The organism is Thermococcus waiotapuensis (assembly GCF_055384795.1).
Genome location: NZ_AP042429.1, coordinates 635,032 through 656,878, shown reverse-complemented (window position 1 = coordinate 656,878; position 21,847 = coordinate 635,032). Strand labels below are relative to the sequence as shown.

The 21,847-nt window shown below is 53.4% G+C and carries 22 protein-coding genes and 1 pseudogene; 11 read left to right on the top strand and 12 right to left on the bottom strand.

The annotated features are described in order from the left end of the window. Window positions 1-6: 6 nt before the first annotated feature. The 4 genes from ACZ47M_RS03655 to ACZ47M_RS03640 are packed head-to-tail and all read right to left on the bottom strand — an operon-like array spanning window position 7 to window position 1,893. Window positions 7-603: a DNA replication complex subunit Gins51 gene (locus ACZ47M_RS03655; RefSeq protein ID WP_315340175.1), complete on the bottom strand. Its 597-nt coding sequence runs from the start codon at window positions 601-603 to the stop codon at window positions 7-9. A gap of 33 nt (window positions 604-636) precedes the next feature. Then, window positions 637-1,386, bottom strand: a complete 750-nt coding sequence (locus tag ACZ47M_RS03650; RefSeq protein ID WP_315340978.1) for a DNA polymerase sliding clamp — start codon at window positions 1,384-1,386, stop codon at window positions 637-639. Then, window positions 1,364-1,579, bottom strand: a complete 216-nt coding sequence (locus ACZ47M_RS03645) for a hypothetical protein (RefSeq protein WP_315340172.1) — start codon at window positions 1,577-1,579, stop codon at window positions 1,364-1,366. Before ACZ47M_RS03645 ends, ACZ47M_RS03650 begins: the two co-directional genes overlap by 23 nt. Further along, window positions 1,561-1,893, bottom strand: a complete 333-nt coding sequence (locus ACZ47M_RS03640) for a transcription factor S (protein ID WP_315340975.1) — start codon at window positions 1,891-1,893, stop codon at window positions 1,561-1,563. The genes ACZ47M_RS03645 and ACZ47M_RS03640 overlap by 19 nt, the downstream gene beginning before the upstream one ends. A 120-nt stretch (window positions 1,894-2,013) precedes the next feature. Here ACZ47M_RS03640 and cdr point away from each other — a divergent pair, with 120 nt between their 5' ends. The 3 genes from cdr (at window position 2,014) to ACZ47M_RS03625 (ending at window position 6,502) form a co-directional block, all read left to right on the top strand. After that, entirely contained in the window at window positions 2,014-3,339 is a 1,326-nt protein-coding gene (gene cdr / locus ACZ47M_RS03635; RefSeq protein ID WP_315340170.1) for a CoA-disulfide reductase, read from the top strand. A gap of 68 nt (window positions 3,340-3,407) precedes the next feature. Beyond that, the gene (gene proS, locus ACZ47M_RS03630; RefSeq protein WP_315340972.1) at window positions 3,408-4,856 is read left to right on the top strand and encodes a proline--tRNA ligase; all 1,449 of its coding nucleotides are present in this window, start codon (window positions 3,408-3,410) and stop codon (window positions 4,854-4,856) included. A gap of 32 nt (window positions 4,857-4,888) precedes the next feature. Continuing rightward, complete coding sequence (locus ACZ47M_RS03625) at window positions 4,889-6,502, top strand: carbamoyltransferase family protein (RefSeq protein WP_315340168.1); 1,614 nt, start codon at window positions 4,889-4,891, stop codon at window positions 6,500-6,502. A 16-nt stretch (window positions 6,503-6,518) separates the two neighbouring features. Here the strand turns inward: ACZ47M_RS03625 and ACZ47M_RS03620 are convergent, their stop codons facing one another. From ACZ47M_RS03620 to ACZ47M_RS03610, 3 genes are read right to left on the bottom strand one after another with little or no spacing between them, the layout of a single operon-like run. Then, window positions 6,519-7,658 carry an iron-containing alcohol dehydrogenase gene (locus ACZ47M_RS03620; RefSeq protein ID WP_315340969.1) on the bottom strand — a complete coding sequence of 380 codons (1,140 nt, stop codon included), beginning with the start codon at window positions 7,656-7,658 and terminating at the stop codon, window positions 6,519-6,521. A gap of 33 nt (window positions 7,659-7,691) precedes the next feature. Beyond that, window positions 7,692-8,969, bottom strand: coding sequence for an MFS transporter (locus tag ACZ47M_RS03615; RefSeq protein ID WP_315340165.1), 1,278 nt, complete (start codon window positions 8,967-8,969; stop codon window positions 7,692-7,694). Between the two features lie 54 nt (window positions 8,970-9,023). Next, a complete protein-coding gene (locus ACZ47M_RS03610; RefSeq protein WP_464883406.1) occupies window positions 9,024-9,224 on the bottom strand; it encodes a hypothetical protein in 201 nt (66 codons plus the stop codon). Between the two features lie 279 nt (window positions 9,225-9,503). On the opposite strand from ACZ47M_RS03610, the gene ACZ47M_RS03605 reads away from it, so the two are divergent. From ACZ47M_RS03605 to ACZ47M_RS03585, 5 genes are all read left to right on the top strand, one after another. Beyond that, on the top strand, window positions 9,504-10,484 hold the full coding sequence (locus ACZ47M_RS03605) for a pyridoxal-phosphate dependent enzyme (RefSeq protein ID WP_315340160.1): 981 nt from the start codon (window positions 9,504-9,506) through the stop codon (window positions 10,482-10,484). Further along, a complete protein-coding gene (locus ACZ47M_RS03600; protein WP_315340159.1) occupies window positions 10,402-11,493 on the top strand; it encodes a DUF1611 domain-containing protein in 1,092 nt (363 codons plus the stop codon). Before ACZ47M_RS03605 ends, ACZ47M_RS03600 begins: the two co-directional genes overlap by 83 nt. Next, the gene (locus ACZ47M_RS03595; RefSeq protein ID WP_315340157.1) at window positions 11,465-12,943 is read left to right on the top strand and encodes a hypothetical protein; all 1,479 of its coding nucleotides are present in this window, start codon (window positions 11,465-11,467) and stop codon (window positions 12,941-12,943) included. Before ACZ47M_RS03600 ends, ACZ47M_RS03595 begins: the two co-directional genes overlap by 29 nt. Beyond that, window positions 12,900-13,400: a GNAT family N-acetyltransferase gene (locus ACZ47M_RS03590; protein WP_315340155.1), complete on the top strand. Its 501-nt coding sequence runs from the start codon at window positions 12,900-12,902 to the stop codon at window positions 13,398-13,400. Before ACZ47M_RS03595 ends, ACZ47M_RS03590 begins: the two co-directional genes overlap by 44 nt. A 62-nt stretch (window positions 13,401-13,462) precedes the next feature. Further along, entirely contained in the window at window positions 13,463-13,786 is a 324-nt protein-coding gene (locus ACZ47M_RS03585) for a hypothetical protein (protein ID WP_315340153.1), read from the top strand. Here ACZ47M_RS03585 and mtnA read toward each other — a convergent pair. Further along, complete coding sequence (gene mtnA / locus ACZ47M_RS03580) at window positions 13,770-14,843, bottom strand: S-methyl-5-thioribose-1-phosphate isomerase (RefSeq protein ID WP_315340150.1); 1,074 nt, start codon at window positions 14,841-14,843, stop codon at window positions 13,770-13,772. The genes ACZ47M_RS03585 and mtnA overlap by 17 nt on opposite strands. 55 nt (window positions 14,844-14,898) lie before the next feature. On the opposite strand from mtnA, the gene ACZ47M_RS03575 reads away from it, so the two are divergent. Further along, window positions 14,899-15,441 carry an NTPase gene (locus ACZ47M_RS03575; RefSeq protein WP_315340966.1) on the top strand — a complete coding sequence of 181 codons (543 nt, stop codon included), beginning with the start codon at window positions 14,899-14,901 and terminating at the stop codon, window positions 15,439-15,441. On the opposite strand, the gene ACZ47M_RS03570 is transcribed toward ACZ47M_RS03575, so the two are convergent. The 3 genes from ACZ47M_RS03570 to albA form a co-directional block, all read right to left on the bottom strand. Next, complete coding sequence (locus ACZ47M_RS03570; protein ID WP_315340964.1) at window positions 15,431-15,964, bottom strand: CBS domain-containing protein; 534 nt, start codon at window positions 15,962-15,964, stop codon at window positions 15,431-15,433. The two genes, ACZ47M_RS03575 and ACZ47M_RS03570, sit on opposite strands and share 11 nt — an antisense overlap. A gap of 282 nt (window positions 15,965-16,246) precedes the next feature. Then, window positions 16,247-16,588: an ArsR/SmtB family transcription factor gene (locus ACZ47M_RS03565; protein WP_315340961.1), complete on the bottom strand. Its 342-nt coding sequence runs from the start codon at window positions 16,586-16,588 to the stop codon at window positions 16,247-16,249. Between the two features lie 102 nt (window positions 16,589-16,690). Next, window positions 16,691-16,966 carry a DNA-binding protein Alba gene (gene albA / locus ACZ47M_RS03560; protein ID WP_010477671.1) on the bottom strand — a complete coding sequence of 92 codons (276 nt, stop codon included), beginning with the start codon at window positions 16,964-16,966 and terminating at the stop codon, window positions 16,691-16,693. Between the two features lie 172 nt (window positions 16,967-17,138). On the opposite strand from albA, the gene purB reads away from it, so the two are divergent. Beyond that, entirely contained in the window at window positions 17,139-18,503 is a 1,365-nt protein-coding gene (gene purB / locus ACZ47M_RS03555) for an adenylosuccinate lyase (RefSeq protein WP_315340958.1), read from the top strand. 966 nt (window positions 18,504-19,469) lie between these two features. On the opposite strand, the pseudogene ACZ47M_RS03550 reads toward purB, so the two are convergent. After that, a pseudogene (locus tag ACZ47M_RS03550) lies at window positions 19,470-19,547 on the bottom strand (DUF211 domain-containing protein); the annotation flags it as partial. 862 nt (window positions 19,548-20,409) lie between these two features. Between ACZ47M_RS03550 and pyk the strand changes: the two are divergent. Further along, complete coding sequence (pyk, locus tag ACZ47M_RS03545; RefSeq protein WP_315340141.1) at window positions 20,410-21,834, top strand: pyruvate kinase; 1,425 nt, start codon at window positions 20,410-20,412, stop codon at window positions 21,832-21,834. Window positions 21,835-21,847 lie beyond the last annotated feature (13 nt).

The following is a 21,847-nucleotide window of genomic DNA, read 5'->3' as shown; positions in this document are numbered from 1 at the left end:
TTCTCTTCAAAGAATTGTGACTCTTTTAGCGACGCCCCTTTTAACGAGAACCTCGCCAATGCTCTCGGGAAGTACCACGAGGTCGCCAGCAGTTACTGGCCCGTGCTCTCTGAGATTTTCGTCCAGGATTGAGGGCAGGTCAGCGGAGACTATGTAAGCGGTGCGAATTCTCGCCCCTTGAGAGCCTTTCCTGCTGACCACTTCCAAGCCCAGGTTAGCTTCTTTTTCCTCCTCTTCCACCTGCTTCTGGGGCTGGACACCTTTTCCAAATTCCTTCCTCTCAACAAAGGCTTTCAGAACCAGGAATAGTTTCCTCTCCTCCTCAACCAGCTCACCGGGGCTAAAACTTCCAGAAAAGACCGCATCAACGAGCTTGTGAAGTCTCAGCCGTATTATTTCCCTCATCAATTCCTCAGCTATCTTAAGCTGCTCAAGGTATATGGCCTCTTCCAGGTTTTCTCCCCGCTCCCGGGAGCTCTCGGCCCCCAGGTGAAGGGCCTTTATCAGGCTGTCGAAGTCAACGTAAAAAGATTCGTCGATTCCAACGAGTTCTGGTTTTGAAAGCTCCTCCTCAAGCATCTCCCTGAGTTTAATGATGTCCATCTTCGACCACCAAAAAAAGTTAGAGTTTAGAAGTCACTCTCCCACGCGCGGGGCAAGGAGGAATGTAAGCTTTCCTTCGTCCCTGATGGAATAATCCATCTGGAGGGGCATCTCGTTGCCGAACCTCAGCGTGACCTCCTCGGCTTTTCCGATGCCCTTGACCATGTCCGCCAGATAGCTTATTCCATAGGCGCTCGTGGTTTCTTCCTGGACTTCCAAGTCAAGCAAGCCTTCATCCTCGAGGGTGAGCTTTATCTCAACCTCGTTGGTCTCCCCCTCAGCCTTCATAATGAATTCGCTCTCCTTAGCTATGAACTTCATAGCATCGCTGACGAGGGAGGCGTCCTTTATGGCTTCCTTTAAGACTTCGCCAAGGAGAACGACTTTAGCGGTGAAGGGCAGCTCTGGAAGGTCAAGCTCGAGTTCTTCAACGTCTATGAGGGGGAGGCGGAAGGTTCTTTTTGCGGTTCCCTCAAAGGTTATCTCCAAGAAGTTTTCATCGCCCTTCCTGAGTATGAGGGCGTCTTTGCTCTTCCCTCTCCTGAGGACCTTCTTGAAGTGGTCCATGTTTATGCCTATGGTTTCGGGCTCCTCGACCTCGTACTTGGAGAAAATGCTGGCCGGCAGATGAAGGTCTACCAGAACCACTCTGCTGGGATCCATGGCACGCATGCTTATACCTTCCTCAGTCACCTTGAAAGCTGCCTCGTCAATCAGGTTGCTGGCAGTGGCTATAAGGTCTGCAAACTCTTTAGCACCGTCAAAAACTATCTCGAACGGCATCTTCATCCCCCCTGTCCACAGACTCCAGGATTCTGAGCATCAGCCTAACCCTCTCTTTCCCCCTGAATAAATAAGCTTTTCCGTTATCCAGATTTGGTACTCTAAGGTAGGCCTCATCCAGTTCTTCCAACGCCTTTTTTGCAAGCTTTAAAAGGACTTCACTTTTAACGTCCTTCACTCGTAAGACCTCCATACGTGGCCGCACCTGGTACACTTATAGAATATTGTACTTGGCTCGTCGCCAGCTCTCGTCTGGAGCTCCCACCAGTATGCTGTATCGTTGCCGCACTTGGGGCAGGTAACCTTGGTGGTTGGCAGGGTCTTAACGTCCTGCTCGATAACAACGATTTCCTCGTTGGGTTTGTGCTCGACCTTCTGGGTAATCCTGGTCTTTTCCCTGTCCTTTTCCTCTTCAAATGGCTCCTCATGGCCGCACACACGGCAGACCCATACTTTTCTCCTTCTGTCTGGGAGCATGAGGTTCCCGCACTTCGGACAGAACTTCATTTTCACCACCTCGCCAGCCAGGGTGGTATGTGGAAGGAAATAAAAAGGTTTGTGGTAATCCGGGATGAGGGTAAGGCAAATTTTTAACCCCTGGTTTTGAACCTTTTGTGGTGATCCGGAATGAAGAGAACGGTGGTCATAATAGGCGGTGGCGCGGCTGGAATGAGCGCCGCCTCTCGAGTTAAAAGGCTCAAGCCCGGGTGGGACGTCAAGGTCTTTGAAGCCACCGAGTGGGTAAGCCACGCCCCCTGCGGCATCCCCTACGTCGTCGAGGGAATTTCACCGAAGGAAAAGCTCATGCATTACCCTCCAGAGGTCTTCATCAAGGAGCGCGGCATTGACCTTCACATGAGAGCAGAGGTCATCGAGGTGGAGCAGGGGAGAGTCCGCGTGAGAGAGCAGGGAGGGGAGCACACCTACGATTGGGACTACCTTGTCTTCGCCAACGGCGCCTCGCCCCAGGTTCCGGCAATAGAGGGGATAGACCTGCCGGGGGTCTTCACCGCCGACCTGCCTCCGGATGCAGTTGCAATAACCGGGTACATGGAAAAGCACGACGTCAGAGATGTTGTCGTCATTGGAACAGGCTACATAGCCCTTGAGATGGCCGAGGCCTTCGTTTCGAGGGGTAAAAACGTGACCCTCATCGGCAGGAGCGAGAGGATCCTCAGGAAGAGCTTCGACAAGGAGATTACAGACATAGTAGAGGAGAAGCTCAGGGCCAGCCTCAACCTCCGCCTCAAGGAACTCATCTTGCGCTTCGAGGGCGATGGGAGGGTCGAGAAGGTCATCACCGATGCCGGAGAGTATAAAGCTGACCTCATCGTGGTTGCCACAGGGATAGAGCCGAACACCGAACTGGCAAGGGAACTGGGAGTTAAGATAGGCGAGACCGGCGCGATATGGACGAACGAGAGGATGCAGACGAGCGTCGAGAACGTTTACGCGGCCGGAGACGTTGCGGAGACAAAGCACATCATCACGGGCAAGCGCGTGTGGGTTCCGCTGGCCCCGGCAGGAAACAAGATGGGTTACGTGGCCGGAAGCAACATAGCGGGGGAGGATATAACCTTCCCCGGTGTGCTTGGAACGAGCATAACCAAGTTCCTCGACCTTGAGATAGGCAAGACAGGCCTCACAGAGGACGAAGCAATTAAGGAAGGCTACGACGTCAGAACTGCCTTCGTAAAGGCTGAGACGAAGCCCCACTACTACCCGGGAGCCAGGGAAATATGGTTGAAAGGTGTCGTTGACAACGAGACCAACAAACTGCTCGGAGTTCAGGCCGTTGGTGCCGAAATACTGCCCAGGATAGACACGGCCGCGGCGATGCTTCAGGCGGGCTTCACTACAAGGGATGCATTCTTCACCGACCTCGCCTATGCGCCGCCCTTCGCCCCGGTCTGGGATCCGCTTATAGTCCTTGCCAGGGTTCTGAAGTTCTGAGGCTTTCATTTTCCCTTAAACCTGAAACCTTAAAAGGGGCTTTCCTATCTCTGCCCCAGGTGGTGCCAATGGAAAAAGTGAGGCGTGAAAAGTGGAGCGAGAACTTCAGCGAATGGTACAACGAGCTTATAGAAACCGCCGGAATCCAGGACAAGCGTTACCCGGTCAAGGGAATGAACATCTGGCTTCCCTACGGCCTCAAGATCATGCGCAACATAGAGAAGTTCATCCACTCCGAGATGGAAAGAACCGGCCACGAAGAGGTACTCTTCCCCGCTCTCATCCCCGAAACCGAGTTCCAGAAGGAGGCGGAGCACATAGCCGGCTTTGAGGAAGAGGTCTTCTGGGTCACACATGCCGGCCACGACCCGCTGGACGTTAAGCTAATCCTCAGGCCAACGAGCGAGACGGCAATGTATTCGATGTTTTCACTCTGGATAAGGTCGCACGCCGACCTGCCCCTCAAAATCTACCAGATAGTTAACGTTTACCGGTACGAGACCAAGCACACGAGGCCCCTCATCCGCGTCAGGGAGATAAGCAGGTTTTTTGAAGCCCACACTGCCCACGACAGCTATGAAGAAGCAGAGAGGCAGATAAGGGAAGACCTCGAGATATTCGACAGGCTCGCAAAGTTCCTCGCGTTACCTTACATCGTCTCAAAGAGGCCGGAGTGGGACAAGTTCCCGGGAGCTTACTACTCCCTTGGAGCAGAGGTCATGATGCCCGACGGGAGGACGCTTCAAATAGGCACGATGCACAACTACAGGCAGAACTTCGCGAAGGCCTACAACATCCAGTACGAGACCGAGAGTGGAGAGCACGAGTACGTCCACCAGACGACCTTCGGAATGAGCGAGAGGCTCTTAGCCGCTGTTATAGGCATACACGGCGACGACAGCGGCATGGTTCTCCCGCCGACGATAGCGCCGATACAGGTGGTCATAATTCCGATCCCAATGAAGGAGGCAGACGCAGACGTCTTCGCCTACGCAAGGGAGATAGCTGAAGAACTCAGAACCGCCGGAATCCGCGTTCAGGTTGACGAGAGGGACATAAGGCCCGGCAGGAAATACTACGACTGGGAGCTGAAGGGCGTTCCGGTGAGGATAGAGGTCGGCCCGAAGGACGTTGAGGGCAAAAAGGCCGTGATAGCAAGGCGCGACACCCTCACGAAGGAGGTCGTTGAGAGGGCTAAGGTCGTCGAGGCCGTCAGGAGAACCTTCGACGAGATAATGGAGAACCTCTACAACCGCGCCAGGGAGTTCCTCGAGAGCCACATCAAGCGCGTTGACACAATCGAGGAGGCAAAGGCCGTTTTCGAGGACAGGCGCGGAATCGTGGAGATTCCCTGGTGCGGTAGCGAAGAGTGCGGCCTGAAGATGGAGGAAGAGCTCGACGCCAAGATGCTCGGCATCCCCTACCCGGAGGAGAACGCCAGGGCACCGGAAGGGAAGAAGTGCCCTGTCTGCGGCAGAGAGGCAAAGTTCATAGCCCGCTTTGCAAGGACTTACTGATTTTTCTTTTCCTTACTCCGGAGGGTCTCCCCATGATACTCGGAATACACGATGGCCATGATGCTGGAGTTGCCCTCATTGACGGCGAGAGGATTTTCGCGGTGAACGAGGAGCGCCTGAACAGGATAAAGAAATACAGGGGCTTTCCCGGGCTTAGCCTGAGGAAAGTCCTTGAGATGGCCGGGGCAGGGCCGGAAGACGTTGATGTCATAGCCGTTGCCGGGATTTTCAGGAAGCTCTCCCGCCTTAAAGAGCTTGAGGCAAACCTCAAAAGTCTCTTCGGGCCGGAGTTTAAGAGGAAGGTCCTCTTCGTTGAGCACCACCTGGCCCACTCTGCCTCAGCCTACTACACGAGCGGCTGGAGGGATGCCTTAGCTGTTAGCATAGATGCAGCAGGCGATGGGCTGAGCTCTTCTGTCTACATAGCCAGAGGGGGCGAGATGGTAAGGATAGCCCAGAGCACCTACGTTGACTCCCTCGGCGACTTCTACTCATCGGTCACAGAGCTTTTGGGATTCACCCCGATGATGCACGAGGGAAAAGTGATGAGCCTGGCCGCGTACGGGAGGCCGGCCTACGATTTAAGCTCAATAATCGAGCTGAACGGTTTAACTTTCGAAAACCACCTTGGGATTGTGGGTGTTGAGGCGACGAAAAGGCTTGCCGAGCTCTTCAGGTTCCCGCTGGAGCACGCCAAGGAAATCGCCCTCAGAATGAAGAAGGGTGAACTCGATGGTGAACTCCAGAAAAAAGCTATCGAGATAGCCGCCAGTGCGCAGGCCCACCTTGAGAAGCTTGTAGAGGAGCTTGGCCTCGAACTGAGGGGCTACACCCTCCCCGTGGCCTACGCGGGCGGAGTTGCCCAGAACGTCAAGGCCAACGCAATCCTGAGGCACATTTTTGGCGACGATAATCTGTGGGTCTTCCCGGCCATGGACGACAGTGGATTGGCCTTCGGGGCGGCGGTTTTCGTTAAGGCCCAGATGGAGAGGCTCGACGGAAAGTGGAGGCCTTTCAAGCTCGAGCACGTCTATCTTGGCCCGGAATATGGGCAGGATTACGTTGAGGGCTTCTTAAGAAGCGAAGGGGTTGAATACGAGGAAGTTGACGTTCCGTCCTTCCTTGCGGACGCCCTAGAAGAAGGAAAGCTGGTTGGTCTCTTCCAGGGCAGAATGGAGTTCGGGCCGAGAGCTCTGGGAAACCGCTCGATTTTAGCCGACCCGGGGGACGAGGGCGTTAAGGAAAGGCTCAACGTTGCCCTGAAGAGGGACGTCTTCCAGCCCTTTGCGCCGTCGATGCTCTGGGAAAAGGCCCATGAATACCTTGAAGACCTAAACGGGGCCCCGAACGAGTTCATGACCATGAGCTACACAGCTAGCGAAGCCTTTAGGGCAGAAGCTCCCGCCGTTGTCCACGTCGACGGGACAACGAGGCCCCAGGCAGTTAGGGGAGAAATCAACCCCCTCTACTACCGCGCAATCAAGGAATTCGAGGAGAGGACCGGCCTTGGGGCGGTGCTGAACACGAGCTTCAACATGCACGGTGAGCCGATAGTTTGCTCCCCTGAAGACGCGCTTAGAACCTTCAGAAAAGCCGGGCTCGACGTTTTGGTCATCGAAAGGTTTGCAGTTTTTGCAAAAACTTAAAAAAAGTCCAACAAGCTCACCTCCCGTAAAAAGCCCTCAGATAGAGCTCCCTTATCTCCTCAGGCTTCGGCTCCACGGGGTTGAAGGGGATTAGCCCATCGCGGTAGGCTTTATTTGCCATTTCTTCCACCTTTGAGACGAAGGTCTCCTCATCCACGAGCTCGCTCAGCCTTGGAACCTTCAGCATCTCGTTGAGCTCCTTAACGACCTCAATGAGGTCTTTGGCCGTATTGAAGCCAAGCTCTCTCGCTATCTCAGCATAGCGTCTCCTCGCGTACTCGCTTCTCTCGGCGTTGAACTCCATCACGTAGGGGATGAATATTGCGTTCAGAAGGCCATGGGGCCCTATCCATGCCGCCTTGTGGCTCATCGCATGGCAGAGCCCGAGGCGCGCGTTCAGGAACGCTATTCCAGCCATTGTGGCCGCGTAGTGAACTCTTGCCCTGGCTTCTTCGTCGCCTTTTACCGAGAGCGGGAGCCACCTGTAGACGGTCTTTATGGCATTTATCGCCATCGTGTCGCTGAATGGGCTTGCGGCCTTCGTCGTGTAGGCCTCTATACCGTGGACGAGAACATCGAGGCCAGAGTTCCTGGCAACTTCCCCGGGCATGGTTCTCGGAAGCCTGGGGTCGAGGATGGCCACGTCTGGGGCTATTTCGAGGCTGACGATGTTGTATTTGACCTCTCCCTTCTTCAGCACGCTCGAAGCCGAAACTTCACTCCCGGCGCCGCTCGTTGAGGGTATCGCGATGAGCGGTGTTTTCAACTTAGGAATGGGTTTAGGCCTTGAAAAGCGGTCGATGAAGGCAATCTCCTCAAACTTCACCTCGGGGGCATCGTAGAAGACCTTCAAAGCTTTAGCCGTGTCGATGACGCTCCCACCGCCGAGGGCAACCAGTAAATCGGGCTGGAACTCTTCCCTCAACTTGGGGAGTAGCTCTTCAACCGTCTCGACGCCCGGCTCAGCGGGGAGGTCTGTAACGGAGAAGACCTCGGCACCGGCTTCCCTCACGTAGTCCTCGGCCTCACCCAGGAAGCCGTGCCTCTTCATTGAGCTCGATGAAAGTATAAGAACGCGCTCGTAGCCCTTGACTTCCCTCGAGAGGGCTTTCAAACTCCCCTCTCCCTCTATGATCCGGGTTTTCAGCTGGAACATGGGTACCACCGGATAAGCTTAACGCGGTAGCTTTTAACGTTCGCGGATGATTGGAACCAGCGACAGGAATATCAGCGATGAGGCGAGCAAAAAGTCGGAGAGAAAGCCCAGCGCTTCAACCACGAATCCGCTCATCAGGTTGCCGATTATGGCCCCCAGAGAGCTTACGAGGTTGTAAGTTCCTATTAAAGAACCGCGCTTCTCCGGCGGCGCCCTGTGGGAGATTATCGAGGAGGTCGAAATGCTTATGTACGACCAGGTGTAGCCGGCTATGAAGTAGGAGAGGAATGCCAGAGCAAAGAAAACGCTTCTCTCCATAAAGGTGGAGACCGCCAGCAATAGGAACGCAACCCCCCTCAGAGCCAAACCCATCTTGAGTGCCCCGTAGCCACCGCTCTCCCTGATTTTCAGCCCAACGCGGGTGTACATGTAGGCTGAAATGGCGGAGTTGGCAATGTTCATGATGTAAAGCTCCGTCGCGCCCAGCCCCCTGCTCTTCAGGAGAACCGGAAACTGGGTGAAGTAAAGCATTGCCCCGACCCAGAAGAGGACCGTTGAGAGATAGAGATTTCCAAAGCCCCCCGTGGAGAACCTCGGGAGGTGGATTATCATGTTCGGCAGATACCTGAACTTTTCGACGACGTAGCCGGGGTATATTCCGAGAATCCTCCTGTCAACGTGGAGGGGAACTTCCCGTATTGTTTTAGCACCCCACGGAAGGGATAACAACCCAACAATGCCGAGGATCACGAATATCCCCCTCAAATCCAGGAACCGGGCCATTGCAAGGCCAAGAACCATGCCCGCGACCCATGCCCAGCCGCCTATCTCGTTGAACTTTCCTATGGCGTAGTCCCAGTCTTCCAGGCGGAAGACCTTGGTTATTATGAGGATTGGGATAGGTATCGTCGCCGCGATGAAGAAGGTGTAGACCGCGTTTATCACCATAACCTGCCGGACGTTCTCCGCGAGGGCGAAAAGGATGGAAGCTATCGCGGTGCCCAGAAACCCTATCAGGAGAAAAATCTTCCTCCTGTTGAGCCCGTCACTCAATTTACCCCAGAAGACGCCGCCAAGCATCGATGCGGTGCTACCTATCGCGTTCACAGCGCCAACATCAGTCGGGCCGCCGCCGAGGTTCATCGTGAGGAGAGGAATCAGGGGAGCGGCACCGCCCGTTGAGACTTTAAAGGGAATGAAGGAGTAGAACCATTTTCTAGGGTCAGACCGTTTTTTCATCTGCAGGCCCTTTTCCATGGCTTTAAGAGCCGCTAACTTCCTCTTCTGCGGGCGGCCTCTCAAGATTTTCACCCCAGCTTGGAGAAGAGAAGTTCAAAAAGGGTGGGTTAAAAAGAGGAAGGACGTTCAGTCCTCGTCGTCCCAGTCTTCGTCCTCCCAGTCCTCGTCCCAGTCCTCATCCTCTTCGTCCCAGTCTTCCTCGTCCCAGTCCTCTTCATCCCAGTCCTCTTCCTCGAATTCCTCCTCAACGTCGAAGGACTCGAATTCCTCTTCCTCTTCTTCCTCAACCTTCTCGGGCTGAACCTTCTTCTTGGGCGGGTAGTACATACCGACCACCTCCCCCTCTGAGGGGCATTTATTGAGCGTATAATGAGTTTAAAAACTTTTCTTCTCAAATTCGCGGCAATAATCGGTTTCCTAACGATTTTAGAGGCTGGGACAAATGTTAGGCACGGATAACGGTCCCCCCGGGGAGAAAGATTTATATACCACTGAGGAACTCCAATTGGTTTCCCTTCAGAAAATGGGGAGGGTAAATTTAGTAACACAAAAAGAAAGTGTCGCATAAGCGCGTTTGGGCAAAAACTGGTGATCCGGTGGCCGGAAATGGATGCCGAGAAGAACTCCGATGATGATGGGGGCTCCCTTATAAGGGCCCCTCTCCTCGAGGAGACACTGGGGATCGAGGGGATCTACATAGACTACGAAGGCAGGAACCCAACAGGAACGCACAAAGACAGGATCGCCAGGGCCCACGTGGAAAAGGCCCTTGAAGAAGGCTATTCTGCCATTACTGTGGGCACCTGTGGAAACTACGGTGTTGCCATAGCCTACTACGCCAGGCTCTATGGTCTAAAGGCTTTCGTTTTTGTGCCCGCTGGCTACACCCTTGAACGGGCCAGCGAGATGAAGGCCCTCGGCGCGGAGGTGATTCCCTGGCCCGGGACTTATGAAGAGGTTGTAGCCGAGAGCAGGCGCTTTGCCCTCGCAAACGGTATCTACGACGCAAACCCCGGAAGCCGTCCAGAGGTGGATTACGCTGGGTATTCTTCGATAGCGGAGGCAATACTGAGCGAAGTGAAGCCCGATGCAGTTTTCGTTCCAGTCGGAAACGGCACCACTTTAGCTGGGATATGGCACGGCTTCCGCGGAAAGGCCAAGCCAAGGATGATAGGTGTCACCACAGCCTTTGGCAACCAGCTCCTCTGGGAGTTCTACGGCGACCAAAGGAGGGAGATAGCGGAGACGCCGGTGAACGAGCCCCTTGTCTCGGAGATATCCTTCGACCTCGATGAGGCAATGAAAGCTATAAAAGAGTCCAACGGCTACGTCTTCGGCTTCGCGGATGATACTGCCCGGAGATGCGCTGAGTTGCTTCGCTTTACAACTGGTCTTTCTGTTTTGCCGGCTTCGGCCTTAACGGTTGCTGGTTTAATCAAGTTCGTAAGAAAGTTTGGGATTAGTAAAGGAAACTTCGTGCTGGTGTTAACCGGAGGTGTCCACGGTGGAGAAAGCGCTAGTGCTTACGGAGGGGCGCTATCTTACTACGGATGGAAAAACAGCGCACGGGCTTGTGCGGTACTCTAAGAAGTATAAAATAGTTGGCCTGGTGGATTCAACTTTAGCTGGAAGGGACGCAGGGGAAGTGCTCGACGGGATACACAGGGGCATCCCCATATACGGAACCATCGAAGAAGCCCTCAGGGAGAACCCGGATTCAAAGTGGCTCATCATAGGCGTCGCCACTCCTGGAGGAGTTCTCCCCTCGAGCTACAAGAGGATAGTTGCAAAGGCCATCAAGGCAGGCCTCGGAGTCGTCAACGGTCTCCACCACTTCCTCAGCGACGACCCATACCTAAAACGCCTCGCGAAGCAGAAGGGAGTCGAGATAATCGACGTTAGAAAGATATTCTACAACTACCGCGTCCCCTTTACAGGGAAGATAGAGGACGTTAAGGCGACAAAAGTAGCTGTTCTCGGAACAGATGCAGCCATAGGAAAGAGGACCACCGCGATAATGCTCCACGAGGCGTTTAAGGCCCTTGGTCTTAAAAGCGAGTTCATAGCGATGGGCCAGACGGGCTGGATGCAGGGCTTCAAGTACTGCATAGTCATGGATTCAATCGTCAACGACTTCGTTGCTGGTGCAATAGAAGACGTCTTCTACCGCGCCTGGGCTGAGGAGAGACCGGACGTAATAGTCACCCACGGCGAGGGCTCGCTCCTCCACCCGGCATTCCCGGGCGGATTCGAGCTGATAGGCGCGGCCAGGCCCGACTTCATCGTCCTCCAGCATGCGCCGGGAAGACTGACCTTCGACGACTTCCCCCAGTACAGGATCCCGCCGCTTGAGAACTACATAAGGATGATAGAGCTCCTCTCCGGGAAACCGCCGATAGCTATCACTATAAACACCCAGAACCTCACGAAGGAGGAGGCCCTCGAATGGGCAGAGCGGATAGAGAGCGAGACCGGAATCATGACGCGCGTCCCGTTCTATCAGGGAGTCGAGGATATAGCCCGGCTTATAGCGAGCAAAGCGAAAGAGCCCGCAGGGGTGAGAGCGAGTGAGTCTGCCGGAGCTGAAGTGCTTTGATTACATCCTCATAGAGAGACCAAAGGTCTCAGCAAGGCGCATCTCGGCGAGATACGTCCTCGGCATCGAGGGGGAGGAGCTCGATTACAAGCTAATCCACCGCTACCACGAGAGAATTCCAAAGGTGGAGACCTTTGCGAAGCTGATGAGCATGATTCCCGCCATAAACTACGGCCTCTTCACTCCCGAGATACGCTTTGGCTTCTCCCTCGACCCGAGGGACCTCAAGTTCTTCCGCGACATGATGGAGGTAACCGCCCGCGACATCTTCGTCAACAGGATAGTCCAGAGAACTGGCTTCGTCAAGGAGGAGTACATCCCGAAGGAAGTAACTCCTGAGATGGCCGAGCCGATGGCCAGGCTTTTGCCTGAAAGCGTTGAGGAGGAGCCTATCGACTTCGAGCTGGATTATTCCAAGTGTGCAGTCATGCTGAGTGGTGGCAAGGAGAGCCTCCTCACCTATGGGATTATGAAGGAGCTCGGCTGCGAGGTTTATCCCTTCTTTTACAACGAGTCCGGCGGCCACTGGAGGGTGGCAATCCCGGCCTACCGCTGGTTCGAGAGGAACGAGCCGAGGACAAAGAGAGTCTGGAGCAACGCGGACAGGCTCTACACCTTCATAGAAAAGAACATGAGGATCCTCCAGAACGTGGGCAAACCGAAGGCCGAGGTCTACCCCATAAGGCTGTTCTTCTTCGCCGGCTACTCCTTCGCCTTCCTCCCGCTTACTTACAAGTATAACATAGGAAACGTGCTCTTCGGCAACGAATACGACGACCCGAGGGGCTTAACCTACGAGTACAGGGGAATCCGCCACTATTACGCCACCTACGACCAGAGTCTGGACTTTGAGAGATACATGACGCGCTGGTTCGCGGAGAGGGGCCTCAGGATAAGACAGTGGTCGGCCGTCAGGCCCATAACCGGCCTCATTGTGGAGCGCGTGCTTCACAGCCGTTACCCGGAGCTCTTCAGGCTCCAGAGGAGTTGCCACTCAGTCCACAGGGAAGGAGAAGATTACGTCCCCTGCGGGAAGTGCTTCAAGTGCAACGGAATCCTAACGTTCCTCCTCGCGAACGGCATAGACCCATCCATAATAAAATACAAGCCAGAACACGTTGAAGGCCTCGCCAAGCGCATAAGCGAAGGAAAAACCCGGCTGGACAAGGAGGAGCTTGAGCACTCCCTTTACCTCATAAAGCGGAGAAACCCAGAGTTCCCGCTCGAAGGGAAGCCCCACTGGCACGTTGAAATGCTCCACTTCGACGGAAGGAACTCGAGCTTTGATGCCATCCCCGAAGAGTTTCGCGAGAAGATCTACAGGCTGCTTGAACCCTACACTAAGGGCTATACCTACTTGAAAGGCGACCACTGGGTCAGGATCTCCCGCGAGGAGGCGGTAAGGGGTGTTCTCAACGAAGAAAAGCCCTTCGGAACTGCCACCGATTGAGCAGACTGCCGAAAACTTCACCATCATCGACGGGGAGGACTACATAGAGGAGATATTCAAGAACGACATGGAGATAAGCCGCTCTTTCTCCCGCTTTCAGCTTGGTGAGGAAGAGTACAGGGAGAACTACGAAAAGGTCATCAAAAGCCTCCTCTCAACGGGCGAGCACAAGTTCTTCGTCGCAGCGGACCCCCACGGGCGCTACCTCGGCCACGTGTGGATCTGCCTGAAAGTGGATACAGTAGACTTCGTCCCCTCGGCTTACATATACGACATCGAGACCCTCATCCCGGGGAGAGGCATAGGGAGCGCCCTCTTGGAGAAAGCTGAGGAATGGGCGAGGAAGAAGGGTGCCAGGAAAATCTCCCTCAGGGTTGACGCCAACAACCCGGCAAGGGGATGGTACGCCGAGAAGGGCTACTCCGAGAGGGCCGTTATTATGGAGAAGCTCCTTTAACATTTGGTTTCAAACTTTCTGTTTTGGAAACCTTTTTCTTTGGCATCTTCCAGACACTGCCGATGATCGTGCGGGGCAGAATAATCCTGGAGGAGCTCTCCGTGCCCTTTGAGGTTTCAAAAACCAGGAAAGGCCTATCCCTGAGAATAGGACTGCCGGAGAAGCCACTCGAGTACTCCGTGGACTGCCCCTGCCTTGAGCCGCTGGAGCTCCTCGGCCTCTTCTTGCCCGCCCTCGAGGAAGAGCTGGGCGAAATAAAGGGTGTTCTCGTTGAGGAAGTGATGAGTGAAGGAGTCGGAGGAAAACTCACGGAGAGGCTCCGGAAATTTAAAAAAATACACGGGCTGAGCAGCGAAGTGGCGAAAAACCTCAAAGTTGCCCCCTGAACAGCTTCTTCAAATTCCTCTCGAACGGGGGCCAGACGACGCCCCGATCCGTGATTATTCCTGTTAGATACTTGTGAGGTGTGACATCAAAAGCTGGATTGTAAACATCGACGTCGGGGGCTATTTTACAGCCGCCGCAGGTGAGGACTTCCTCCGGCTTTCTCTCCTCGATGGGTATCTCCTTTCCGCTCCTAAGGGAGAGGTCTATCGTTGAGAGCGGTGCCACCGTGAAAAACGGTATCCCGTGCTCCCTCGCGAGGACTGCCAGACTGTAGGTTCCTATCTTGTTGGCGAAGTCGCCATTCGCCACAATCCTGTCCGCTCCGACTATTATGGCATCCACCTTACCCTGCTGCATGACAAAGCCGGCCATGTTGTCTGTTATGAGCTTTAGGGGAATGCCGTCGTAGTGGTACTCCCACGCGGAAAGCCTCGCACCCTGGAGGACAGGCCTCGTCTCGTCCACCCAGAGGAGCTTAAGCGTCCCATCTCGGTGCATAACCCTCAAAACAGCCCCAACCGTGCCAAGCTGGACTGTGGCTAGGCTTCCAGCGTTGCAGTGCGTTAAAACGTTCCCCTCGGGCAGAACTTCCGCGCCATAGTGGCCCATCCTGAGGTTCGCTTCAACATCTTCGTCGGCTATCTTCTGCGCTTCATTAACGATGAGTCCCTTTATCTCCTCGAGGGGGCTCTCGAGGTTCTCCTCCACGAGCTTCCTAATCCTGTTGAGGGCCCAGAAGAGGTTCACGGCGGTCGGCCTCGTGTTCTTAAGCCTTTCATAGGCCGAATAAAAACCCTCCATGAACTCGTCTTTTGTTTTAGCTTTGGTTGTGTCTGCATAAAGTGCGAGACCGAAGGCAGCTGAAGCACCTATAGCGGGCGCACCTCGGACCTTAAGGGTTACTATCGCCTCCGCGACCTGCTCAACGGTTCCCAGCTCAACCGTTTTGAACTCCCTCGGCAGGGCAGTCTGGTCTATCATGATGACCTTACCTTTCTCGTAGCGAACGCTCCTCGGGAGCCTCGTGAGTTCCTCTGGCCTGTACCTCAGCTCCATTCAAACCACCCCAAAGGGTTTAAGGGAAGGACTTAAAGCTCATTCGGTGATCTGGATGGCGCTGAGAATATTCGTGACCGGCCCCGCTGGTGTCGGAAAGACGACCCTCGTTGACAGAGTAGCCAGAGAAGCTGACCGCTGGGGCTACATCGTCGGCGGGATTGTAACCCAGGAAGTGCGAAGGGATGGAAAGCGCATCGGGTTCAGGATAATAGCCCTTGATACAGGTGAAGAGGGAACCCTGGCGAGCATCAGGGGGACATCCCATCTGCCCGGCCTCCCCTTCGGGAAGTACCTCGTCCATGTGGACGAGATTGATCGCGTTGCCGTTCCTGCCATAAAGCGCGCCCTGGTCGAGGCGGACCTCATCGTCATCGACGAGATAGGCCCCATGGAATACAGGAGCGACGAGTTCATAAAGGCCGTGGGGGAAGTCCTGAAGTCAGAGAAGCCCCTTTTGGCGGTCGTTCACAGGAATTTCGCCGACAGGTTCAGGCCGCTGGGCGAGCTCCACGCGTTAAGCGTCGAGAACAGGAACCGGGAGTTTGGGATAATCCTAGACGAAGTTATAAAGGAGCTGAAGGGAATCAGAGGTTGAGCTCATCCTTGCAACTCTCGCATACCCACTTTTCTCCTCCCTCGATGTAGACCCTGTAGAGGGGCCCGTACTGGCCGCAAACCTCGCAGATGCCGTAGACCTCGGTCTCCTCCTCACCACTCTCCTCTTCCCCGTGGTTGTGGGTGTAAAGCGCCGCCAGCAGGTCAGCCGCGGTAACAAAGCCCACGGGCTTTCCGAGCCTGGTCACGAGGAGCCTCCTGATGCCCTTCTCCATCATCCTCTCGATGGCGTCCTGGATCGTGTAGTCATCTTCTATGGTTATGGGTTTCTCGGTCATTACTTCCTTAACGAGAACCTTCTTTGGATCCTTCTCTTTGGCCACGACCTTGTCAAGTATGTCCCTGTCGGTTATTATCCCGACGATTCTTTCGTTCTCATCAACGACAACGGCACTCCCTACCTTGTTGCGGGCGAGTATCTGAGCAGCCTTGTGAACTGTATCCTCAGGCCTAACGAGCACTGCTTTCCTCTTGACTATCTGACCCACCGTGACCTCTGCCAACCCTATCACCCCTCCATTGGGGATTACTCTTGAATCTTAAAAATGTTTTGGGATCTTCTCCTGAGGAGCCAGTAGGAGATTAAGAAGGTGACGATAAACACCAGCACGGCCAAATAGGACGAGAAATGCCCGCCTTTACCAATTGTAGGGTGGGCGCTTGTGTTATTAGTGAGCTTCAAGACGTCGGTAGCGTTCGTCCCGGCGGTATTCCTGGTGGGCGCCGATCCGAGGAATTTATTACATAGACCAGGGTTGACAGAAAAGACGCCAGGCTTAGGCTTATTACATGCAACTTTTCGAGGGAGGAAGCTTTTTAATGACCCTGCCCGCATCGCGGCGCGGGATTATCAGTAAGGGCCTGTTGGAGGCCTGGTAAAGCCTCATCTCTTGAAGCTTTTTCCCGTACTTCTTCCCCGCGACCTCAACGAGCCCCACCCGTAGCATCCTGTCGATGTGGTAGCTCACAGTGGAGATGGGAAATCCGAGTTCCTCTGAAATTTGAGTTATTGACTTGGGTTTGTCCTCAATCGCATGGAGGATTGCCAGGGCCTTCTCGTTTGTTATTATCTGAGCCAGAATCTTCGCCGCTTCGTCGTTGATGTTAATGGCCTTCTCGTCCCCCATTAAAGCCACCGTTGGGAGTTGGAAGGGGGAGCATTAAAACTTTCCACGACTTCAAGAAGCTTTGAAGCAAAAGGTGTGAGAGTAAAAGGAAAGGGGTCAAATTCACGGCTTCTCGAGAACGATCTCGATGGTCGAGGTGTTGGCGGTCCTACCGTCAGCAGTTGGAAGCTCTTCGGTGCCGATCTTGATCTCCTTGACCCTGACCTCTGGGAGGAACCTGTTCCTGACGATCTCTGCAACGTCAACGGCCCTGCTGATAGCCCTACCGCGAGCCTTCACGGTAACCTCCTTGGCACCCTCGTTGAACTGGGTTATAACGGCCAGGACGTAGTTCATAACCGGCTTCTTTCCGATGTAGACAACGTGCTCCTCAGCCATTTCTGGCACCTCCGGAAGTTTGTCGTTAGGCTATCACTGGGATAGGGTTAAATACTTTTCGGTCTCCCCTGCTCCTGTCTGAGGCTCTAGGATTGGGGCGAGACGTTTTGACATTTAAACGTCAAAAAAGGATTTAAATGCTCTGAACATTGACATTATGGTGGTGACAAAAATGGCCGTCCACCCAATAGACTACCGCTACGGGAGCGAGGAGATGCGCCGCATATGGGACGAGGAAAACAAGCTTCAGAAGCTTCTCGACGTTGAGGCGGCCTTGGCGAGGGCCCACGCGAAGCTCGGCAACATACCGGAGGAGAGCGCCCGCGTTATTTCTGAGAGGGCCAACACGGAGTGGGTCAAACCCGAGCGCGTCAGGGAGATAGAGGCAGAGATACACCACGACATAATGGCGGTAGTCAAAGCTTTAAGCGAAGTCTGCGGCGAGCACGGGAAGTACGTCCACCTTGGCGCCACATCGAACGACATAATAGACACCGCCAACGCACTCCTCATAAAGGAGAGCCTTGAAATAGTAGAGAAAGACCTGAAGAGACTCCGTTCTGTTCTGAAAAAACTCGCAAAGGAGCACAAGCACACCGTCTGCATCGGCAGAACCCACGGACAGCATGCCGTCCCGACCACTTATGGAATGAAGTTCGCAATATGGCTCGATGAAGTTCAGAGGCACGTCGACAGGCTCAACGAGCTCAAGGAAAGGGTCCTCGTGGGCAAGATGAGCGGTGCAGTCGGGACTATGGCGAGCTTCGGGGAGAAGGGGCTCGAGATACAGAGGCTGGTCATGGAAGACCTCGGCCTCAAGCCGGCAAAGATAAGCAACCAGATAATCCAGAGGGACGTTTACGCCGAGCTGATGGCCTTCCTGGCCCTCGTGGCTTCCACCCTTGACAAGATTGCCCTGGAGATCAGAAACCTCCAGAGGACTGAAATACTTGAAGTTAGCGAGCCCTTTGGCGAGAAGCAGGTTGGTTCCTCAACAATGCCCCACAAGAGGAACCCGGTGAGGAGTGAAAAGGTGAGCGGCCTGGCGAGGGTTCTCTACTCCAACGTGATCCCCGCCTTGCTGAACAACCCGCTCTGGCACGAGAGGGATCTAACTAACTCCTCGGTGGAGAGAGTTATTCTCCCAGAGAGCTTCGTTCTCCTTGACGAGATGCTAAAAACCACCATAAAAGTCCTGAGCGGCCTCGAGTTCTTCCCGGAGAACATAGAGCGCAACCTCTACATGACCAACAACCTGATAATGGCCGAACCCCTGATGCTCAAGCTTACCGAGAAAGGCATGGGAAGGCAGGAGGCGCACGAGTTGGTGAGGGGATTGGCCATGAAAGCCTTCCGCGAGGGGAGGGACCTCCTGGAGGTCGTGAAGGAGAGCGAAGAGGTTAGAGAATTCCTCGGCGATGAGGATATAGCTTCCTTAAAGCCAGAAAACTACATCGGACTGGCGCCGCAGATAGTGGATAACTTAATCGCCTTTGTAGAGGAGAAAGAGCGCGAAGAAGACAGCGAATTCCTCTGATACCTTTTTCTGGCGTTTTCTTTGCTCTTTTGCTCGTTCCATATCAATGTGCTGATCAACTCTCGGATTTTTCGGTGGATTTTGACTTTTTGAAATTTTAATAAAATTGATTTTAATAAAAATAATTTTTTAATGAGTTTGAATAATTACCATATTTGCAATATCAAGAAGTCAATATATCGCTTGGGTTAAAATATATTAAAGTTACTATTTTCGATATTATTATTTTTCAATTTTTAACTATTTAAGTTAGTAAAATCAGCACTAGCCGCAGGTATTTATGGAGGATGGGCCCCGTCCGGAGTCCCAAACAAGGAACACGGGGGCTTTTCAAGACACTGGTTTTTTGGCTGAAGACCGCATCTTTGTCACAAGATTTGGTTACGATTAACGGTAGTCATGGGTTGTTGGCACGTGCGGGCAGGAGACGTTCAACGGGCACCCGACAAAACTGTGTCCTCCGTTCGGCTGAATCGGCGGCATTCTACATGGATGCCCGGGTCATAGCGGATATCGTCTCTCAACGCTAAGTGCCCTCAAATGTCTTGAGTAACGTCGTAGCGGGTGTTTATACTGCTTCCTCCTGAAAATGGTGGCAAGCAGTTGTGGGCCAGTTACTGCGATTTGCTACCTGGAGTCATGAGCCCGCTCGGTTTCTGGGGTGGACTATCAAGGAACCGTCAAGGTGGGCAGATAACTCACCCATGAACCCGATCGTACAGACCAGGGGGAGCACATTCTACCGGTTGAACTATACTATCCATGTGCATCTCAGACGGCCCCCAATTAAATGTGCAACCTTGTGCGTAAGAATTGGATATAATGTGCCTTATATCCAATTTGCGCGAACATAAAAGTACATCGAAAGAATCAATCCCCCTCAACGAGACCCTCGGACTCGAGGGCCTTAATAGTAGTTCTGTCCTTCCCAATAGCCACGCTAAGCTCGTTGATGCTCATCGGCGCTCCCTGAGGAAGTTCGGTAACCATCGGCTGGTGTGGTTTAAGCACGTCCAAAACCAGTAGCCATATCCCCCTCGCTATACCGCATCTGGTCCTCAGGACTTCCTTCATACCCGATTCCCAATACTCCCCAAGCTTGTCCTGAGAATTGCAGTAAGCTGGACTCCCGCTAAACAACGGCCCGCTTGCTATGGTCGGGAGGGTTACTCAGGGGACCCAGTGAGACATAACCCTCTAAGCCGCTTGAGCCGTGAGGACCCTGTGCCTTTCGGTCAACTAAATTCCAATACAAGCATCCCCTGGCACAAGTGGGAGTTCCTTAAAGCCCCGTCGATTGAGATAACTTAACCCAGAAGTTGAGCTTTCGCTGTCCCTACGAGGAGAGATAGAAAACGCTGCCTTATGGTTCTGTTCCGCGCTACCAAACGGAGCCCTTCTCAGATTATTCCAGCTTGCAGCGTCGTTTCTTTCAGGGTGCAGGTTATCCCTCTAACTACCACCGTTAATGGTACGTGAAACTTTAGCGTTTGGAGCGGGGGCAGATTCTTGTGTGGCGGATGTCTATACCCGGCCCTCCCTAGAGCCTCTCGCAATATTTCCTGCGTCGAGTTTCTTTTTTATTACTGTTTTAAATGTTAAAAACATGAAACTTTTTAATATCTTGAATTAAAATAGAAAGAAAATTTTTTATAATTTAATAATACACTAAATTATAGTGCAATTGTCTTTAACATATACTAAAGTTATACAATGCAAAAAACACAAAAAATATTAATACTTTTATTTATAGTAACAACTCTCAGTGTTTTCCATGGAGCACATCGAAGGATAGCATTAGGACGACCCAATTAGATACTCCACAATATATTGAAAATTCTGCAGGCAACACGCATTAAAAAGGGTTAAATCCCGCAAGCTGGATATAGGGACAGGTGAGAACTCTATGAGGTTACCATCGCACAAGACAAAAATCGTCGCCACCATCGGGCCGGCGTCGGACGATTCTAAGACTTTGGAAGCTCTGATAAAAGCCGGTATTAGCGTCGCCAGGATAAACTTCTCACACGGCACATTTGAGGAGCACAAGAAGAGGATCGAAAGAATAAGAAGAGTCTCAGAGCGCCTCGGCCGTAGAGTTCCGATACTTGGTGATCTCCCCGGGGTCAAGATAAGGGTCGGGGATATCATCGGAGGGAAGGTCGAGCTCCGGCGCAACCAAACAGTGACTTTGACCGTGAGGGACGTCGAGGGGATGGAGGGCCTGATTCCCGTGGAGTTTAAGGACTTCCCCAAGCTTGTATCTCCGGGGGATGTCATCTACCTCAGCGATGGGTTCATCATCCTTAAGGTGGTCAAAGTTGAAGGGCTAGACGTTGTTTGTAAGGTTCTTGCCGGAGGGGTGCTCTACTCCCACAAGGGTATAAACATCCCCAACGCGAGGATTCCGCTGGAAGCGGTGACCGAGAGAGACCTGGAGATTCTTGATTTTATGATGGACAACGACGTGGACGCGGTGGGGATCAGCTTTGTGGGCTCTTCCTATGACGTCCTCAAGGTCAGGCACTTCATCGAGGAAAAGGGAAGCAGAATGTTCGTGATCTCGAAGATAGAAAGGCCCGATGCCGTCAGGAATTTTGAGGAGATTCTCTCGGCTTCAGACGGCGTGATGGTGGCCAGGGGAGATTTGGGCGTCGAGATGCCCATTGAAAAGCTTCCTATTCTTCAGAAGAAGCTCATAGAGAAGGCTGTAATGGCGGGTAAGCCAGTTATAGTGGCAACCCAGATGCTCGAGAGCATGACGACCGAGAAGCTTCCCACCAGGGCCGAGGTTACGGACGTTGCAAACGCGATACTGGACGGTGCCGACGCCGTTATGCTCTCCGAGGAGACAGCCATTGGAAAGTACCCCGTTGACGCGGTTAGGATGATGGCAAAGATAGCCAGGACCACCGAGGCATACAGGGAAAGCTTTGGCAACGTAAGAATGCTGGAATGGAAAGAAAAAATCCCGAAGAAGGGGACTATAAAGGACGCCATCGCCAGAAGCATAATAGAGGCCCTTCAGGTCGTTGATGCCAGGTATATCCTGACCCCCACCAAAAGCGGCTACACTGCCCGTTTGATATCCCGTTTTAGGCCAAAGCAGTGGATACTCGCTTTCACGAGCGACGAGAAAGTTGCCAGTGGGCTGATGTTCAGCTACGGCGTGTATCCATTTGTCGTTGGGGACCATGATGAGAAGGAGATAATCCAACTGATAAAGGGTCTGGGCCTTGCCAGGGAAGATGACACAGTGCTCCTGACCGAGGGGGCGCCGGTCGGAAAGACGACTGGGACGAACACAGTGAGGATCTTTCAGATTCCGTGATGCTTTTTGCTTC

Coding starts and splice junctions, on each gene's coding strand:
- ACZ47M_RS03655 (WP_315340175.1), bottom strand. CDS start 603: ATGGACATCATTAAACTCAGGGAGATGCTTGAGGAGGAGCTTTCAAAA.
- ACZ47M_RS03575 (WP_315340966.1), top strand. CDS start 14,899: ATGGCGCTGAGAATATTCGTGACCGGCCCCGCTGGTGTCGGAAAGACG.
- mtnA (WP_315340150.1), bottom strand. CDS start 14,843: ATGGAGCTGAGGTACAGGCCAGAGGAACTCACGAGGCTCCCGAGGAGC.
- ACZ47M_RS03625 (WP_315340168.1), top strand. CDS start 4,889: ATGATACTCGGAATACACGATGGCCATGATGCTGGAGTTGCCCTCATT.
- ACZ47M_RS03650 (WP_315340978.1), bottom strand. CDS start 1,386: ATGCCGTTCGAGATAGTTTTTGACGGTGCTAAAGAGTTTGCAGACCTT.
- cdr (WP_315340170.1), top strand. CDS start 2,014: ATGAAGAGAACGGTGGTCATAATAGGCGGTGGCGCGGCTGGAATGAGC.
- ACZ47M_RS03640 (WP_315340975.1), bottom strand. CDS start 1,893: ATGAAGTTCTGTCCGAAGTGCGGGAACCTCATGCTCCCAGACAGAAGG.
- ACZ47M_RS03620 (WP_315340969.1), bottom strand. CDS start 7,658: ATGTTCCAGCTGAAAACCCGGATCATAGAGGGAGAGGGGAGTTTGAAA.
- albA (WP_010477671.1), bottom strand. CDS start 16,966: ATGGCTGAGGAGCACGTTGTCTACATCGGAAAGAAGCCGGTTATGAAC.
- ACZ47M_RS03645 (WP_315340172.1), bottom strand. CDS start 1,579: ATGGAGGTCTTACGAGTGAAGGACGTTAAAAGTGAAGTCCTTTTAAAG.
- ACZ47M_RS03585 (WP_315340153.1), top strand. CDS start 13,463: ATGATCGTGCGGGGCAGAATAATCCTGGAGGAGCTCTCCGTGCCCTTT.
- ACZ47M_RS03565 (WP_315340961.1), bottom strand. CDS start 16,588: ATGGGGGACGAGAAGGCCATTAACATCAACGACGAAGCGGCGAAGATT.
- ACZ47M_RS03610 (WP_464883406.1), bottom strand. CDS start 9,224: ATGTACTACCCGCCCAAGAAGAAGGTTCAGCCCGAGAAGGTTGAGGAA.
- ACZ47M_RS03605 (WP_315340160.1), top strand. CDS start 9,504: ATGGATGCCGAGAAGAACTCCGATGATGATGGGGGCTCCCTTATAAGG.
- pyk (WP_315340141.1), top strand. CDS start 20,410: ATGAGGTTACCATCGCACAAGACAAAAATCGTCGCCACCATCGGGCCG.
- proS (WP_315340972.1), top strand. CDS start 3,408: ATGGAAAAAGTGAGGCGTGAAAAGTGGAGCGAGAACTTCAGCGAATGG.
- purB (WP_315340958.1), top strand. CDS start 17,139: ATGGCCGTCCACCCAATAGACTACCGCTACGGGAGCGAGGAGATGCGC.